General features: G+C 28.2%; 16 protein-coding genes and 1 other annotated feature. Of the genes, 8 read left to right on the forward strand and 8 right to left on the reverse strand.

Going from position 1 to position 18,029, the window contains the following annotated elements; translation table 11 throughout:
- Positions 1–290: 290 nt before the first annotated feature.
- The 4 genes from BM119_RS11860 to BM119_RS11875 form a co-directional block, all read right to left on the reverse strand.
- Positions 291–908: a 3'-5' exonuclease gene (locus BM119_RS11860; RefSeq protein WP_090041733.1), complete on the reverse strand. Its 618-nt coding sequence runs from the start codon at positions 906–908 to the stop codon at positions 291–293.
- A gap of 247 nt (positions 909–1,155) precedes the next feature.
- Positions 1,156–2,076 carry an arginase gene (gene rocF, locus BM119_RS11865; protein WP_090041735.1) on the reverse strand — a complete coding sequence of 307 codons (921 nt, stop codon included), beginning with the start codon at positions 2,074–2,076 and terminating at the stop codon, positions 1,156–1,158.
- Positions 2,077–2,315: 239 nt separating this feature from the next.
- Entirely contained in the window at positions 2,316–3,302 is a 987-nt protein-coding gene (locus tag BM119_RS11870; RefSeq protein WP_090041737.1) for a biotin--[acetyl-CoA-carboxylase] ligase, read from the reverse strand.
- 103 nt (positions 3,303–3,405) lie between these two features.
- Positions 3,406–4,047: a hypothetical protein gene (locus tag BM119_RS11875; RefSeq protein ID WP_090041739.1), complete on the reverse strand. Its 642-nt coding sequence runs from the start codon at positions 4,045–4,047 to the stop codon at positions 3,406–3,408.
- A gap of 187 nt (positions 4,048–4,234) precedes the next feature.
- On the opposite strand from BM119_RS11875, the gene BM119_RS11880 reads away from it, so the two are divergent.
- The 5 genes from BM119_RS11880 (at position 4,235) to BM119_RS11900 (ending at position 9,362) form a co-directional block, all read left to right on the forward strand.
- Positions 4,235–4,429: a DUF1858 domain-containing protein gene (locus tag BM119_RS11880; protein ID WP_090041740.1), complete on the forward strand. Its 195-nt coding sequence runs from the start codon at positions 4,235–4,237 to the stop codon at positions 4,427–4,429.
- Between the two features lie 505 nt (positions 4,430–4,934).
- Positions 4,935–6,311 carry a PhoH family protein gene (locus BM119_RS11885; protein ID WP_090041742.1) on the forward strand — a complete coding sequence of 459 codons (1,377 nt, stop codon included), beginning with the start codon at positions 4,935–4,937 and terminating at the stop codon, positions 6,309–6,311.
- A gap of 291 nt (positions 6,312–6,602) precedes the next feature.
- Positions 6,603–7,631 carry a phosphodiester glycosidase family protein gene (locus tag BM119_RS11890; protein WP_090041744.1) on the forward strand — a complete coding sequence of 343 codons (1,029 nt, stop codon included), beginning with the start codon at positions 6,603–6,605 and terminating at the stop codon, positions 7,629–7,631.
- A gap of 19 nt (positions 7,632–7,650) precedes the next feature.
- Complete coding sequence (locus tag BM119_RS11895) at positions 7,651–8,661, forward strand: hypothetical protein (RefSeq protein ID WP_090041746.1); 1,011 nt, start codon at positions 7,651–7,653, stop codon at positions 8,659–8,661.
- A 44-nt stretch (positions 8,662–8,705) separates the two neighbouring features.
- Entirely contained in the window at positions 8,706–9,362 is a 657-nt protein-coding gene (locus BM119_RS11900) for a site-2 protease family protein (protein WP_242948423.1), read from the forward strand.
- Between the two features lie 54 nt (positions 9,363–9,416).
- Here the strand turns inward: BM119_RS11900 and BM119_RS11905 are convergent, their stop codons facing one another.
- On the reverse strand, positions 9,417–10,922 hold the full coding sequence (locus tag BM119_RS11905) for a Ppx/GppA phosphatase family protein (RefSeq protein ID WP_090041747.1): 1,506 nt from the start codon (positions 10,920–10,922) through the stop codon (positions 9,417–9,419).
- Positions 10,923–11,347: 425 nt separating this feature from the next.
- Between BM119_RS11905 and BM119_RS11910 the strand changes: the two genes are divergently transcribed.
- The 3 genes from BM119_RS11910 (at position 11,348) to BM119_RS11920 (ending at position 15,564) form a co-directional block, all read left to right on the forward strand.
- Positions 11,348–12,235: a DegV family protein gene (locus BM119_RS11910; RefSeq protein WP_090041749.1), complete on the forward strand. Its 888-nt coding sequence runs from the start codon at positions 11,348–11,350 to the stop codon at positions 12,233–12,235.
- Between the two features lie 55 nt (positions 12,236–12,290).
- Positions 12,291–12,514: a binding site (T-box leader), on the forward strand.
- A 476-nt stretch (positions 12,515–12,990) separates the two neighbouring features.
- The gene (gene argS, locus BM119_RS11915) at positions 12,991–14,682 is read left to right on the forward strand and encodes an arginine--tRNA ligase (RefSeq protein WP_090041751.1); all 1,692 of its coding nucleotides are present in this window, start codon (positions 12,991–12,993) and stop codon (positions 14,680–14,682) included.
- 90 nt (positions 14,683–14,772) lie between these two features.
- Complete coding sequence (locus tag BM119_RS11920) at positions 14,773–15,564, forward strand: ribonuclease H-like domain-containing protein (protein WP_090041752.1); 792 nt, start codon at positions 14,773–14,775, stop codon at positions 15,562–15,564.
- 81 nt (positions 15,565–15,645) lie between these two features.
- Here the strand turns inward: BM119_RS11920 and BM119_RS11925 are convergent, their stop codons facing one another.
- From BM119_RS11925 to BM119_RS11935, 3 genes are read right to left on the reverse strand one after another with little or no spacing between them, the layout of a single operon-like run.
- A complete protein-coding gene (locus tag BM119_RS11925) occupies positions 15,646–15,810 on the reverse strand; it encodes a FeoB-associated Cys-rich membrane protein (RefSeq protein ID WP_090041754.1) in 165 nt (54 codons plus the stop codon).
- Between the two features lie 14 nt (positions 15,811–15,824).
- On the reverse strand, positions 15,825–17,603 hold the full coding sequence (feoB, locus tag BM119_RS11930; RefSeq protein ID WP_090041756.1) for a ferrous iron transport protein B: 1,779 nt from the start codon (positions 17,601–17,603) through the stop codon (positions 15,825–15,827).
- A 30-nt stretch (positions 17,604–17,633) separates the two neighbouring features.
- The gene (locus BM119_RS11935; RefSeq protein WP_090041757.1) at positions 17,634–17,861 is read right to left on the reverse strand and encodes a FeoA family protein; all 228 of its coding nucleotides are present in this window, start codon (positions 17,859–17,861) and stop codon (positions 17,634–17,636) included.
- Positions 17,862–18,029 lie beyond the last annotated feature (168 nt).

The following is an 18,029-nucleotide window of genomic DNA, read 5'->3' on the forward strand; positions in this document are numbered from 1 at the left end:
CTTGAAATTTTGAGAAAACTTTAGAATGAGTAACTTTAGTCCAGATAGCGGGGAGCAATCCGATCTTCTTAGGAAGATTGAAATGAATTGACAATTGACGATTGAGAATTGGAGGATAAATCTTCTTAGGAAGATTTTTAAATTTTAAAAATATAATTAAAGAAAATCTGTGATTTTCAACCTGAACTTTCAACTCTCAACCTTCAACTTTATATTTAGGAAGTCTGTGACTTCCAACAATAATCGTCAATTCTCAATTGTCAATTTGAAAAGGGCACAGCCTTTTGTTCTTATTGTTTTGCCATATTAGTAAAGTAAAAGCTTGGTATAAGACCTTTTCTTATACCTTCTGTTACTATAAGATAAGTTGCAGCTACATCAAAACGAGCATCATGATAATTTCCACTTTCCTTAAATAAGGTGTCTGCTTTTTTAGAAATTACATTATCTGTTAACCCAAAAAATTGTACTGCTTCTACTAATTTAGGGTTTTTAATTTCACCGTTAGCTTTTGGAATTTTACATATATTTTTATAATAATTCATAGTACAAAATTTATTTTTAGGTGAATAGATTTCTCCTATTCCTTCTAATTCGTGACATAAAAATTTAATATCGAAAGATACATTATGTCCTATTAAAATATCAGCATCTAAAAAATCATTTAAAAAGTACTCTAGTTTATCTTCAAAGTACTCACCGCTACTTAAATCATAAAGTTTTTCAAGAGAAAAACCATGAATTTTTTCAGCAGAAGGAGACATATGCTCTACTGTAAAAAAGAAATTTTTACCTTCAATAGAATTTGGTTTTGTAGAGGTATCAACAATTATATAGCTTAATTGGCATATGCTACCTATATCTGGTTTTATATCTGTAGTTTCTGTATCAAAAAATATTAGTTTCATAGAAGTCCTCCTAGTGATAATATGTATTATTATTGTAACACACATATAAGGTATCTGAAAAAAATAAGACACATATTCTAAGTATATTTGGTATAAGACAAAGAATTAAAAGTTATTCATAGTAGTGCTAGGGTAATTTTTAATTATGGAATATTATTCCAAACAGGCAAGAGTACTAGTCTGTTATTTTTTAGATAACTAATAACCCTTCTTAAAAAATAAATATTTTAAGAAGGGTTATTTTTAACTATTTTAGTTTATCAACATGTGATAAACTCTTAGAAATAACATTGAAAAGCTCTAAAGCTACATTTAAAGTTTGGTCTGTAGAATCTAATTTTGTATTAAGTTCTACAAAATCCATAGAAGTTATTAATCCACTTTTTAATAACTTCTCTAATACATAATTAACTTCATCTACATTTAGTCCATTTTCAACAGGAGTACCTGTGCCAGGAACTATATTTGCATCAAGAGAGTCAATATCATAACTTATGTGGACATTAGTTATACCTTTTTTATTTAAATCCGTTAGGATATCATTAATAATTTTTTCGCAACCTAATTCTTTAACTTCTGATGTTTTCCAAAGTTTTAAATCTACTTCTTTCATTAAATCAAGTTCACCTTGATCTAAGGCTCTAGCACCTATTATATATACATTCTTTGGATTTACTTTTCTATCGTTGAAATATATATCAGTAAGGCTTTCATTACCAAGACCCATGGCGGCAGCAAGAGGCATTCCATGTATGTTTCCGGATGGTGTTGTCTTATCTGTGTTTATATCTCCGTGGGCATCTATCCATATTACAGCTAAATCATTATTAAAGTGTTTGCTAGCTCCGCATATACTTCCTAATCCTAAGGCGTGATCACCACCTATTACAAGTGGAAAATATCCAGAATTTAAAGAACAGTATACACTTTGGGCTAGATTATTATTTAGCTCAACTACAGGACTTAAATATTTCATTGATTTATTATCTTTAAATTTATCCTGTTCACTCATTTGTTTAACGTGAAGGTTTCCTAAATCAAATACTTTATGATTATGTTTTTCTAATATATCTATTAAGCCATTATTTCTTAAAATATCTGGACTTAAATCAACACCTTTTTTATCACAACCAAAGTATAAAGGTACACCTATTAAATTAATATTCATAATCAACACCTCCAAGAAATTAAAAGACCTAAATTGTGTTATATATATGTTTCATTAATAAAACTACATTTATATTGTCGTAATACATGAGCAAACTTTATTGAATCATATATAATTAGGGAGTTTTCGAATTTTAAGCTGAAAAAATGTATTTTTCAGTAACAATTAGTTATAACATAAGGGTGTGTACTTTTCAACAAAAATGTATAGATAGATTTAAAATTTTACAAATTAAGCTATTAATCCACATAGCCATAAAGTCCTCTAATAGAGACCTCACCACAGATGATTTTTTCTTCTCTTCCATCACTTAACTCAACTAGTAATTCTCCATCTTCAGTTATATCCTTAGCTTTAGCGAGCATTGTTGTAGTTCCTCTTATGCATTGAACAGTTTTACCTAACAGAATAGAGGAATTTCTACTTACTTCTAATGTTTTATTGAGAGTTCTTGTATGTAAAAAATCGTCATATAAAATTTCTAAGTTATTTAAAATGCTAGATAATAAAAGTTTTCTAGAAAAAGCACTATGAAATTCTAAATTTAAAGAAGTTGCTTTATCCTTAAGTTCTTCAGGAAAGTCTTTATCTATCATATTTACATTTAAGCCTATACCCATAATTAAATAGTTTATATTATTTATTTCCCCATTTATCTCAGATAAAATTCCACAAACTTTTTTATTGTTAATTATTATGTCATTTGGCCATTTGATTTTTGATTCAATATTAAATTCTTTTAAAGCTAAATAAACAGCAGCAGCACCTATTAATGTAACTTTAGAGATTTCGGCAGTAGGTATATTAGGTGTTAGGAGTAATGAAAACCATATTCCTGAAGATTTTGGAGAAGTCCAATGTTTACCTAATCGACCTTTACCTTGAGTTTGTTCCTCACTAACAAATATTGCTCCATTTATAGGTTTTGTTTTAGCAAAATCTTTAGCTATTGTATTAGTTGAAGTTATAGATTGAAAATGGAAATATTCTCTTCCTATATATTTAGTGTTTAATAAAGGAAAAACTTCAGCTTTATTTAGTATATCAGGGCGAGATATTAGTTTATACCCAATCTTAGTGGAGGAAGTAAACTCATAGCCTTCCTCTTTTAAAGCTTTTATATACTTCCATATAGAGGCTCTGGTAACACCAAGCGTATTACTTATATATTCACCAGATATATAATCATCACTATCCTTAAATAGTTCTAAAATTTTATATTTCATGTGTATCAAATCCTTTGTAAAACATTTAAAGCTTTAAAATAAAATTATTTTAAAGCTTTTGTTTATTATATATTTTTGTGAAATTTAAGTCTATATTGTATCACTATAATTTACAAATTTTATATTTTAAAGTATCATGTTTTTCATAGTGAAAATTATTATTTGCGGTGGCTATAAATGATTCTATCCATTGGTCTCTTAAGTTATAGAAATAAGTTATATCACCACTAATTTTATCCCAATAAGGCTTATGAATGCATTTTTTATTTTCCCATTCTACTAAGTCATCATTTTTCATAAGAATGGAGTTAGCATTATCACAAGGCATACCATCAAGTATATAATTGTTTAAACCTTTAAATAAGACCAAAGCATTTTGATTTTCATTATTTTCTTTCAATTCATTTCCACATATATAACCTTGCTTTTTATAGACATCTAATGCTGTTTTTAGCGCTTCTTCTCCAAATCCATTTATAACATTAGTTAATAAATATGCAGTTCTTAATTCAGTTTTTGAAACTTTATCTTGAAGCCATCCATGGATATTAGATGTATCTATAATTTCATCTAAGGGTTTGTTTTCAGTAAAACTACCAAACTCTTTTAAGGAATTACAGGAAATAGAATATACTTCATTGCCAAATTTGTTAGTTAAAGATTCTTCTAAATCTCTTTCAAGACTTTCGGATAATTTTATTTTATTAAATAACCAAAAATGTACTGGTGCTAAATATAAGCTCATAAATAAAATCCTTTCATTATATAATATTTTTCTTTTACTTACTTTACTAAGGAAAATTCTTATAATATAATATTACTATGAAGTAATAATGATTGTCCGTAACTTATGTTACGTATAAATATTATTAGTTATATTATAATAAATATAACACCCAATATAAATTAAAGTTATTAGGAGGGTATTAATTATGAAAATAACAGAAAAAACTATAATTGGTGACATATTAAAAATAAACCCTAATGCAGCTGAAATTTTGATGAGTAATGGAATGGGATGTATAGGATGTCCATCAGCTCAAATGGAGAGTTTAGAGGATGCAGCATTAATTCATGGATTAGATATAAAAGATTTACTAGAGCAATTAAATAAAGGATTAGAATAGAGATATACTACAAGTATGTGGGCATAAGCAACATGAACTAGCTTGATACACATATCATTCTAAGGTATAAAAAAACATTGATGGTTTTTAAACTCATCAATGTTTTTTTATACCTTAGAATGATTAATGTTCGTCAGATAATTTGCTAACGCTTATATCCACACGCTTTTATGAATTCCTATTTTAACATTTATATTCTTATAAAAATAAAATTATCTAATGAAAATAGAGGTATAACTATTGGTAAACCGTAAGTATTTTTAGTGAAAAAAGTGTTGTTTCTGTTGGAAATTTCAATTGTTTGAACCTAGTGAGTTATTGGGTTTTAGATATATCAAGTTTTTTATACATTACAATATTTTGTGTAGTCAGCTAATTTCTGTTGATTAGACCTAGCTTTTTATATTTAGATGAATTCCATTACTTTATTTTGAGAGTGAATAAATAAATTTTAAATATATTTCAAGGGTTAATCTCATATGATATAAGGAGAGGGGGGTTAATTTTGAAAAAAACATACGTATTAGACACTAATGTATTGCTTTATTCTCCTACTGCCATTTTAGCTTTTGGAGAGAATGACGTTGTTATCTCAGAGGTTGTTTTAGAAGAATTAGATAAATTTAAAAAAGATAAAAATGATTTAGGGGCAAATGCTCGACATGCAGCAAGGCTTATTGATAAATTGAGAAAGGATGGTAAATTAAATCAAGGAATACTTTTACCAGGTGGTGGGAAATTAAGGGTTGAAATGAATCATTATGAGACAGATATTCCACCCACATGGGACAAATTTAAAGCCGATAATAGAATCATCCAGGTTTGTAAAGGAATAAAAGAACAGGGCGAAAATGTATGTTTAATTACTAAGGATATTTTTGAAAGAATAAAAGCTGATATAGTTGATATAGAAGTAGAAGATTTTTATGAAAAATTTGTTCCAGAACATGATGATCAGTATACAGGAAGAATAGATTTATATGGAGCAAGTAATGTTATAGATAAATTTTATAGAGAAAGATTTATAAATATAGATGAGTTGATTTGGTATGATGAAGACGAGGAAAGATATGAGATCCCTCTTTTAGAACTTAACCAGTTTGTGATAATTCATAGCAAAGAGAATATTAAACAAACTGCATTAGGAAGATATGATGGAAAGAAGATAGTACCTCTATATTATAAAGACGGGCCTATGTTTGGAGTAACCCCAAGAAATGTTGGACAAAAGTTTATGATGGAATGTTTATGTACAGGTGCAGATAAAGCACCATTGGTAATAATAAAAGGACCAGCAGGAACTGCTAAAACATTATTTTCACTTGCAGCAGGGTTACATGAGATTTTGGAAACAGATCAAAAAAAATATAGAAAAATTCTAGTATGTAGACCTAATGTAACTATGGATGAAGACATAGGATATCTTCCAGGAACAGAGGAAGAGAAAATAGCTCCATTCATGAGACCAGTATATGATAATCTTCAAATATTAGTAGATTCAGATGAAAAAGAAAGATATAACAATGAGAGAGAATTAGATGACAAAATAGAAGAATTATTTGAACGAAGAATTATTACAACAGAAGCTGTTGCTTATTTAAGAGGTAGGTCAATTGTAAAAAATTATGTAATTATAGATGAGGCTCAAAATTTAACACCTAAACAAGTAAAGGCAATAATAACAAGAGTAGGTGAGGGTACTAAGCTAGTTCTTATAGGCGACCCAGAACAAATAGATCACCCGTTTTTAGATTCAAGATCTAATGGATTATGCTATGCATCAGAAAAAATGAAAGGAAGTAGTGTATGCTACCAGGTTACATTAAAATATGATGAGTGTGAGAGATCACCATTAGCATATGAGGCTGCTAAAAGGTTATAAATATTTAAAAAGCATTGGTAAGATATATCTAATAATTAATAAGATTATTAATTATTATCTTCACCAATGTTTTTTTATGTCTGAAATTAAAATAAATGGAAATAATTAATAAAAACACTGAATTTAATCAATAGTAATATACATTTGCATAAATTCAGCACAGAATATATAATATTCAGAGTAAATGTAAACTTAAATGACATAAAAATTAAAATAAATTCATAAAAATATTTACATAATTCGAGTATAATTTTTATATATGAAAAATAAATTTGAGAGGTATTAAAGCCTATGAATAACGAAAAGAACAATAGTACACAAAATAAAAGGAAAAAAAGAAGTAAAAAGAAAAATAAAAAAAGTTGGAAAACAGTGATGAAATTTTTAGTGTTCCAAATATTATTTATTGGAATTACATCCCCATTCCTAATATTTTACGGTCCTTTTGAAAATGTTAGAGATACTATAGTGGGGGCTGCTATGACTACATTAAATCATAAATATATAGCCACATTATTTTTATCTAATGAAAAAATAAATGAGATATTGTCATCACATAAAGTAGAAGATATAGAGCAGGATAATAAAAATTCAGACATAAAGCTACCAATATCTCATGATGATACTATTGAGAGGTACAATGTTTCGTCACCAGGAAAATTTAAGGGATATATGTTAGTTATTAAGGAACCGAGACGTTTAATGGTTGGTTATACAGAAAAATTTGGGGTGGAAGGGCAATTAACTAGTCAAATTGCTAGAAGTAATGATGCAGTAGCAGCGATAAATGGTGGAGGCTTTCCAGATGAGTCTACAGGCTGGACTGGAACAGGAGCTACTCCTACAGGAGTCATAATTCATAATGGAGAAATCAAATTTGATGCTATTAAGAATGAAGAAACAAAAGTGGATACTATGGCTTTTACTAAAGAGGGAAGATTGTTAGTTGGTAAATATAACATAAAAGAGCTTAAGGAATTAAAAGTAACTGAAGCTTTATCTTTTGGACCACCTCTTGTTGTTAATGGTAAACCAACGATAACTAGTGGAGATGGTGGTTGGGGAGTTGCACCTAGGACTGCCATAGGACAAAGAAGAGATGGAGCAATTGTAATGCTTGTAATTGATGGAAGACAGGTTTCAAGTCTAGGAGCCACATTAAGAGAGGTTCAAGATTTATTAATAGAAAAGGGAGTAGTTAATGCAACAAACCTAGATGGAGGTTCTTCATCAACTATGTATTTAAATGGAGAAGTAATAAATAATCCGGCTAATAGCTTAGGGGAAAGGGCAGTACCATCAGTAGTTTATGTAAAGTAGCTTTTTAAGGAGAGATTTTATGAAGAACAGATTAAAAGTTATAGTATTATGGGTATTACTTGCATTAATAGTTCAGTTTTCAGGATTATTCTATGCAAATAATTATTTGTTTAGCAATAATATAAATGATGTAAAAATGGAAAAAGTAGATGTCAATGAAAATGAAAATGATAAACCACAAGCAGATATAAGTTTACCAGCTGATTTGAATATGTTTAAAACATCATATAATGGCAAATACATTTCATATGTAGAGAACAAAGAAATTAAAATAATTAACACAGAAACTGGTAATGTTCAAAAAACTTCTTTTACGGAACATTCATATTATCAGTGGATAAGTGATAGAAACAGAATGTTAATAGGATTAAAACAAGGGGATCAAGTAGAATTATCTTATTATGATATAGATAAAGATGTAAAAGAAAAAATAAAAGATATAGAAATTGATGGAAATGGAAAGGTTACAGATATTAAGGCAGCACCTTTAACCCAGGTAACTTATGTTAAAGTAACTAATGGAAGCAAGAACTATATATATAGATTAAACATAATGAATGAGTTAACAAAAGCCAAATTGAAAACATCAAAAGTTGGAGATATATCCCTTTGTAAAAGAGAAGATAAGTTACTTTATGAAGATTTAAATTCTAATAATATAGCCATAAGTGGTAGTGAGACTACTCTAAAGGCAGGAGAGGGTATAAATAAGTTGTTATCAGTGGATATAGATGATAATGCATATATAGCTAGTGTAGATAAGAATGGGATAGTTAAAACATTAGTTTATGGTCCAGTAAAAGAGCCAAAATCTTTTAAAAAGTTAGAGGTTCCAGCAAATACAAATTATAAAAACATACATGTTACTAATAATGGAAATGTATATGTTAATGAAAATTTAAAGGGAATTCTTAGAGATGTAAAGAATAATAAAGAGGTAAGCTATCAAGGGAAAATATTATCTGTTTATGAAAATGGGATCACAAGTATTAGTGGCGGTAAACTTGTAAAAACAAAAATACAGCCTTAAGCTTAATACTTAAGGCCATTATTATATTATAGAGAGGTGATAATTTGTTCGGAAGAGGTTTTGATTTACAACAAATAATATTAACAATACCAGCAATATTAATTGGATTTACTTTTCATGAGTATGCTCATGCAAAAATGGCTGATAAATTAGGAGATAAGACTCCAAGATTTCAAGGGAAATTAACATTAAATCCATTTGTGCATATTGATCTATTAGGATTCTTGTTTATATTAATAGCAGGTATAGGATGGGCTAAGCCGGTAGAAACTAACCCAAGTGCATTTAAAAGGTACTATAAAGATGATTTGAAAGTTAGTTTAGCAGGACCAATAGCTAACTTTATAGTAGCTGTGGTGGCAGCAGTACTTTATGGTATATACTTAAAATTTGTTTTTCCTATTATAGGAAGCGGAGCTCTTGCTGTGGTTTTAAAACAAATAATTGAATATACACTAACAGTGAATGTAATGCTATTTATATTTAACTTAATACCATTACCAGGTTTTGATGGGGCACATATATTAAGAGATTTATGGCCAAAAACATTTTATAAATATGAGGGAACTATGTACAAGTATAGGTATATTATTTTACTTGCAATACTATTTATACCTATAGTTTCTAATATAATATTTAAGCCAATACAACTTTTAACCAATTTATTATTAGGAATAAGCAAATTAATAATGTTTTTATAGAAAATTATTAACAAATAGGCATATAAGCTTTTTAGCTTATATGCCTATTTGAATTTATAAATCCCATTCTACTACTAAATCTCTATGAAATAGTTCTAAGAAGAGATCTTTACACTTCAATGCATCTTTGATCTCAAGAGAAATATCTTTATTTGATTTAACTTTTATTATAAAAGAATCATCAGTTAAACTACAATCTGTTATTGTAATTGAACCTAATAAAGTTTTGTCAAAGGATTCACTTATTCTAAGAATTAATCCTAACAATTCAACATAATGAATATCTAGTCTGTTGATTATGGAACTATACTGACAGAAGGTAGATTTAATTTTTTTATGAAATGCAGCAGTATATGCAGACATTAAAAGCTCTTTATGATTAACACCACTTATTTGAGAATTTAATATCATATAAAATGAATGCTTTTCATGATCATAATACCTCATGCTTATACCAACATCATGTAAATAACTAGCTATTTTTAATATTTTTAACAAATCTTCATTTAAGTTATATTTCTCTTTAAGTGCATTAAATAATGTTTTACTATGGTTATATACGTTTTTTGCATGTACTAAATCTACATTGTGATTTTCAAGAATAGATTCTAATGAATATTCTAAAATATCATTTATACAGCAAATGTTTTTTTCAATATAATCATATAAAAGGCCTTCTCTAAGACCTTTTCCACTAACTACGATTTCTTTTATATTAAGGTTTTGTGCCAATGTATTAAGTATAGAGGTAGAGGCAACTATTATATCTGCTCTATCTTTTGATAATCCTTCAATTCTACTTCTATCTTTTAAGGATTTACTTTTAAGTAAATTATACATGTAAGATAAATCTAAATCAGAAAAGATATAATTATGGAAGGAATCTATAGGATAACGTTTTTTAATTTTATCTATTCTTGAGAGATTCCTTACAGAACCACCAATTCCAATAATAGATTTAAAGTTACCTGTAACCAACCAAGGCACATCTTTAATGGACTCTATAAGAAATTCTTTAAGCTTTGCTTCTTCCTTATAATCAATTATATTTTCAATATTATACCTATGAGTTAGATTTATTGATCCAAATGGAAGACAAGCACATTGAATAATTTTATTATCCTTAACCCATGCAAGTTCTGTACTAGAACCACCTATATCTATAACTAAAGAATTTTCTATATATAAGCTATTTATAACTGACTTAGCATCTAAGGATGCTTCCTCAGTTCCAGATAGGACTTTAATATTTAGTCCAACATCATCTTTAACCAAATTTATAAACATAGAGTTATTAGAGGCTTTTCTAATGGCTTCTGTGGCAACAGTTATTATATTATTAGCGCCCATTGTATCACATAGAAGCTTGAAATTCTTCAAAGTGCTTAAACACTCTTTTAATTTGTTGTCAGAAATTTTATTATTTAACTCTACATCTAAACCTATACGAAGAGTTTCTTTTAAGTCCATCAAAATTTTAAAACCACCAGAAGGGTGGATTTCACTTACTATTAGTCTTACGGAATTAGAACCTATATCAATTATGCCTAATTTACTCATGACAATAAAACTCCTTTGCTTAAATATATAACATTTATAAACTATTATATATAATTCACACTCTATTAAGCAACAAGAGAATTTATATTAGGCACATGAAAGAAAATAATAAGTCAAATATACTAGCATACTAACTTGTTATTTTTTGAATATGCCTTAATCATAGAAATCAAGAATTGGATTTAATTAATAAATAATTTTATTATAAACTTTTGTGAAATTACATCATAATGACGAGTTTTATGGTGTAATTTATGTCATTAAATTGTAAAATTATAAATTATATGTGTAATAAAAATGTAAAATAAACAGTTAGAAAAACAAACAAAAAATACCTTGTGACATTTAATTTAATTTCTTGTATGTTTATGTTGTTTAATGTATAATAAACTCAAAATAATTCAAGGATTGGAGATTAAAAACTTATGGAAAAGTGTGTGATTATGACAGACTCTTGTTGTGATTTACCCATAGAGTATATTAATGAAAAAAATGTGCCCTATGTTAAGTTAAGTTGTAATTTTGATGATAAAGAATATGCTGATGATTTTGGGACTACTTTAAGTTATAAGAAATTTTTTGATGGTTTAAGAAATGGGATAGTTCCTAAAACTTCGCAGCCAAGTTCTCAGGCATTTTATGATAAGTTTAAGGAGTTAATTGATGATGGTAATGATATAATTTATTTATGTGTATCATCAGGGTTAAGTGGAACCTTTAATGGGGCGAATGTTGCTAGAAACATGATATTAGAAGAATATCCAGAAGCTAATATAGATATAATAGATTGTTTAACTGGATCGTTAGGACAAGGATTAATTGTAAAAAAAGCCATAGAATTAAAGGAAGAGAAAAATGCTACAAGAAAAGAAATCGTTTCTTATATAGAGGAAATAAAGATGAAAGTAAATACATATATTCTTGTAGATGATTTGAGTTATTTAAAAAAAGGTGGAAGAATATCGGGAGCAGCAGCCACTATAGGCATGGTATTACACGTTAAACCAGTATTAACATTAAATGATGAGGGAAGGGTAATACCTATATTAAAGGTTAAGGGAAGAAAAAAATCTCTTGCTAAATTGGTGGAAATAGCCAAAGAAAGAATGATTAATCCAAAAGAAGAAATCGTAACCATATGTCATGGTGATTGTTTGGATGAAGCTCTTAAATTAAAAGAAAAACTTATAAATGAGCTTGAAGTAAAGGAAGTACTTATAAATTATATAGGAAATGCTGTTGGAGCATATAGTGGAGCAGATGCACTAGCTATATTTTTTATGGGAGAAGAAAGACAAAATCATATAATATAAATTTGTATTGACAATAAAAGATGCAGGGTATATAATTTATTGTAAAAATTAATATTTAAATTCGGTGAAGAGGAGAGTACTTTAAAGTTTTTCTTTTAGCGAGTGAAGGTTGGTGAAAGCTTCATAAGAAAGTTTAAAGGAAGAGAGCCTTGGAGAAGCTTTTATAAAAGCCTATAATGGTTAGTAGTTTAAGTCGCTGTTATGGCGTTAACATTGTTTTAAGAGAGCTAAGTTATTAGCTAAATGGAGTGGTACCGCGGATTTAAGTTCGTCTCTAAGTTTTAGAGACGGGCTTTTTTTATTGTATAAGAAATTATAGAATTTTTTAATTCTAAAATGCTTATAAAACTTAGGGTTAAAGGGCTTTTGAATTGAAAATTGAGAATTTACAATTGACAATGTTGGATGAAATCTTCTTAAGGAGATTTCTAAAATAAAAAAATCTTATTAAAAAAAACCTGAGATTTTCAACAACAACTGTCAATTTTCAATTACAATGTGGCGCCACCACTTTGTTCTTTTAGAGGATATTATAAAATTTCAAATTTGTGGATAACTTTATTAAGTTATGAAACATATGGAATTTTAAGTTAAGAACTTTAATGAGTAAAAAATTACAAGTGGCAAGTGGCAAGAGTTTAAGAAATTGACAATTTTAAAAAGGTCGCAGCCTTTTTTGTAAATTTATAAAAATACATTTTAAAGTTTAAATATATATAAAATAATCTTAGTTGGCATTAAGCAGGAGGTATATTATGGATTATAAAAAAATTACAGCAAATAGAATAAAAGAAGTAGTAGAATTAGATTTAGAAACAATAGAAAAACTTTTAGAAGTTCCACCAAAACCAGAAATGGGTGATTATGCATTTCCGTGTTTTCAACTTTCTAAAGTAATGAGAAAAGCTCCTAACATGATAGCAGAAGAATTAAAAGAAAAAATAAACAAAGAAGGTTTTGAAAAGATAGAAAATTTTGGTCCATATCTAAACTTCTTTATGGATAAAGCAAATTTTTCAAAGGACATAATTTCAAAAATATTAATAGAAAAAGAAGAGTACGGTAAATCTGAATTTGGAAATGGAAAAACAATGTGTGTGGAATATTCATCACCTAATATAGCTAAACCATTTCATGTAGGTCACTTGTTTACAACAGCTATAGGAAATGCATTATACAGAATGTTAGGTTCACAAGGATACGATACAGTAGGTATAAATCATTTAGGAGATTGGGGAACTCAATTTGGTAAATTAATATCTGCTTATAAAAGATGGGGAAATGAAGAAGCTCTAGAGAAGGAACCAATAAAAGAATTATTAAGAATATATGTTAAGTTCCATGATGAGGCTGAAAAGGATTCATCACTTGAAGATGAAGGAAGAATGTATTTTAAACGATTAGAAGATGGTGATGAAGAAGCAACAGCTTTATGGAATAGATTTAAAGATGTGTCATTAAAAGAATTTAATATGATTTATGACAGACTTGGAGTTAAATTTGACTCTTTTGCAGGAGAGGGATTCTACAACGACAAAATGAATGCAGTGGTAGAAGAAATAAGAAGCAAAGGTATATTAACAGAAAGTAATGGTGCACAGGTTGTAATGCTTGATGAGTATAATATGCCTCCATGTATAGTTTTAAAATCAGATGGTGCTAGTATATATGCTACAAGGGATTTAACGGCAGCAAAATATAGAAAAGATAAGTATAATTTTGAAAAATGTATATATGTTGTAGGAAAAGATCAAAAGCTTCATTTTAAACAAGTATTTAAGACATTAGAGCTTATGGGAAATGAATGGGCTAAAGATTGTTATCATATATCTTTTGGATTAGTTAGATTTGCAGATAAAAAACTTTCTACAAGAAAAGGAAATGTAATACTTCTTGAAGAGTTATTAAATGAAGCAGTTATAAAGACATTAGAAACTATAAATGAAAAAAATCCAAACCTTGAAAATAAAGAAAAAGTAGCAGAGAAAATAGGTATAGGTGCTATTGTATTTAATTATCTAAGAAATACAAGAGAAAAGGATATAGTATTTGACTGGAAAGAGATATTGAGTTTTGATGGAGAAACAGGTCCATATGTTCAATACACTTATGCAAGAGGTAATAGTTTGTTAAATAAGGCTGGTGAGGTCGATTGTGAGCCGGATTATACTAAGCTTACGACTAAAGAAGAGTTTGAACTAGTTAAGGCCTTAGAGGGCTTTAATAAGGCTATAGTATCAGGTATAGACAAATTAGAACCTTGTGTAGTGACTAGATATGTTATAGATGTAGCAAAGGCATTTAATAAATTCTATAATTCTCATCCTGTAATCAACGTAGAAGATGAAGGATTAAAGAAAGCAAGATTAAATATGATAAAAGCTACTTGTCAAGTTATAAAAAATGCATTATATTTAATAGGACTAGAGACTGTAGATAAAATGTAATTATATAGTAACAATTGGTTATGCACCAATTGTTATTTCATGTGAAAAAACTTTAACAACCAATGGTTTTTATTAAAGGATTGATTTTAAATGATAATAAGAGATAAAATAATTAATTTAGGTTTCGAAGAGATTTTTTTAGCAGAGTACAATATGAAAGATATGGTGTTCTTCGACATAGAAGCTAGCTTGGATAAGAATGGAATAGAGTTTATATGGGCTATATCACTAGGGAGATTTATTGGCGATAGTTATACAGTAACTCAATACTTTGCAGAAGAAATAAAAGAAGAAAAAACAATTTTAGAAAATGCTAAAGTTATATTAGATGAATATTATTCGTGGTGCACATTTAATGGATTGTCCTTTGATGAACCATTTTTAATAAAACGAAGCGAAAAATTTAAAATAAATTTGTCTAAACCTAAAGATCACTTTGATTTATATAGATTTATATTTCCATATTATAAGTCTTTAAAAGTTAAAGGGTGTGGTCTTAAAGCATTGGAAAAAGGTATTGGAATAAACAGAACAGATTCTATAGATGGATATGAATCTAGGATAATGTATAATGAATATCTTATAAACAATAATGAAGAAATAATGTATAAGCTTATGAATCATAACATAGAAGATGTAATAAGCTTACCTAAGCTTTTTCATTATGTTAATGAAATAAGAGAAAAAAAATTAGTGAGAAGCGACAAGTTAACAGAGGCTCAAAAAAAGTCAGTAAAACATCTTCTGAAAAAAAGAGCTATTAATTTAGATATTAAGTATGATAATATATCTAAAAAATGCGCAGGTAAGATAATCCATGGTCTTATAAGTAGAAGTGTAGATAAAGATGAAATAGAGAGCTTGATAAAAAAAGGATACTAAACAAGTTGTGGTAGTAATAGGGTATAAATTTATAAATAAAAATAAGCCATTCAGTTTTGTAACTGAATGGCTTATTTTTATCTATTTATCATTTTCTTTATCCCTAGAAACTTTTAAAAGTGTCTTAGGACAAGAACTACAATTTTTCGATGAACAAGTACATTGACCTTTTCTTGCTTTATTTAAATTTTTATATAATATGAACATAGCAACAATTAATATAACACCTGTAATTAAAAGTTCCATATAAACACCTTCTTTTAAAATAATGTAATTACAAATCCACCAATATTAAATACTAGGAAGGATACAATCCAGGCTAATACAAATTGGTAAGTTACAGAAAACAAAGCAAACTTAGCTCCATATTCTTTTTTCATAGCACCAATAACAGCCATACATGGTGTATATAGAAGTACAAACACCATAAAGGCATATGAGGATAGGGTTGAAAAATGCTGAGGCAAAATTGATGTTAAATCACCACCGTAAATAACACCCATAGTAGCCAAGACACTTTCTTTAGCGACTATACCTGTTAGTAAAGCAACAGAAGCTTGCCATTGACCAAATCCAAGGGGAGCAAATATAGGGGCTATAATAGAGCCTATATTTGCAAGAAATCCATATGAAACATCTTCAACATAGCCAATAGTACTAAAATGAGATAAAAACCATATGATTATTGACATTGCAAATATTATTGTTCCAGCTTTTTTAATAAATTCTTTTCCTTTTTCCCATGTTAACTTAGAAATACTTTTAAGTTCGGGTATCTTGTATTCAGGAAGTTCTATTATAAAAGGTTCTTCATCCTTTTTAAACAATGTATTTTTGAAAATTAAACCTACGATTAAGGCCATTATAATTCCTAATAAATATAATGATATAATAACTAAAGCATCATTTCCAGCAAAGAATGCACCAGCAAAGGTTGCATAAACTGGTAATCTAGCATTACATGACATTAATGGTGCAAGCAATGCTGTCATTTTCCTATCTTTTTCACTTTCGAGAGTTCTAGAAGACATTATTGCAGGAACAGAACAACCAAATCCAACTATGAATGGTATGAATGCCTTTCCGGAAAGACCTATCTTTCTCATGAATCTATCCATTATAAATGCTGCCCTAGACATATATCCGCTATCTTCTAAAAATGAAATACAGAAAAATAATACAAATATAAGAGGTATAAATGAAATCACAGATCCAACTCCAGCTATTATTCCTTCAATTATTAAGGATGAAAACCATGGGCTAGAAATTGAAAGTATACCTTCCATAAATGTTTTTATAGGCCCATCTATAGTATCAGCTAAAAGATCAGTTAAGGGTTGTCCTATCCAAGAGAAAGTTAATTTAAACATTAAGAATAAAACAAGTAAAAACATTGGATAAGCAAGCCATGGATTTAGTAGCACTTTATCAATTGTGTTAGTTAAAGATTTGCTAACAACTTTATTTGTAGAATCCACACTTTTTGAAATTATATTATCTATAAATTTATAAGCTTTTTCTTCGGATGAAAAGGAGTAATTATTATTATCAATACCGAAGTTAAAATCCTCACTTAAAATAATTTTTTTAACTTCATCTATTCCTTTAGATTTAGTAGCAGTGATAGGTAAAACTTTAACCTTTAAATTATCCTCTAAAGATTTATAATCGATTCTTAAACCTTTTTTATCCGCAACATCACACATATTTAAAATAAGTAGTATAGGCTTGTTAAATTGTTTTAATTGAGTTGTTAAATATAGGTTTCTACTTAAATTTGAAGCATCAACTATATTGATTATAAGATCTACATCTTCTGATTCTATAAACTTTTTTGAAATTTTTTCCTCGTTAGAGAAAGTATCCATGGCATATATACCAGGCAAATCAACTATCTTTATTGAGTCACTAAGAAATCCTTCTTTTTTTTCTACTGTAACACCAGCCCAGTTACCAACATATTGATTAGAACCAGTAAGTGCGTTAAATAGTGTAGTTTTACCTACATTGGGATTTCCCACTAAAGCTGTGGTAATCATTATTTTCCTCCCCTGTTAATATGAGTTTTTTTAGCATTGTTTATTGATAAATATATTTTTAGCATCTTTTGATCTTAAAGCTATATCAAAACCTCTAAGATTTATTATTATAGGATCTCCAAATGGAGCTTTTCTTTTTAATGTTACCTCTGTTCCTTCCACACATCCAAGAGCAAGAAGCCTCTTGGCTAATTTTTCATTTCCTTTTATTATATGGACATGTGCCTTTTCGCCAATTCTTAAATCATTAATGCACATCATTAACACCTCACATTGAAAATCATTTTCATTATAATATGATGATAATATTTTTCAATTCAAAAGTCAATAGTAGTAAATACCAAAAATAGTCTTTATAAAGTTCGCTACTTTGATTTATAATAAATAGTATAAGTTTATCTCATAAAATTAACAAATTAATATGGA

The organism is Clostridium frigidicarnis, assembly GCF_900111985.1.
Classification (GTDB): domain Bacteria; phylum Bacillota; class Clostridia; order Clostridiales; family Clostridiaceae; genus Clostridium_Z; species Clostridium_Z frigidicarnis.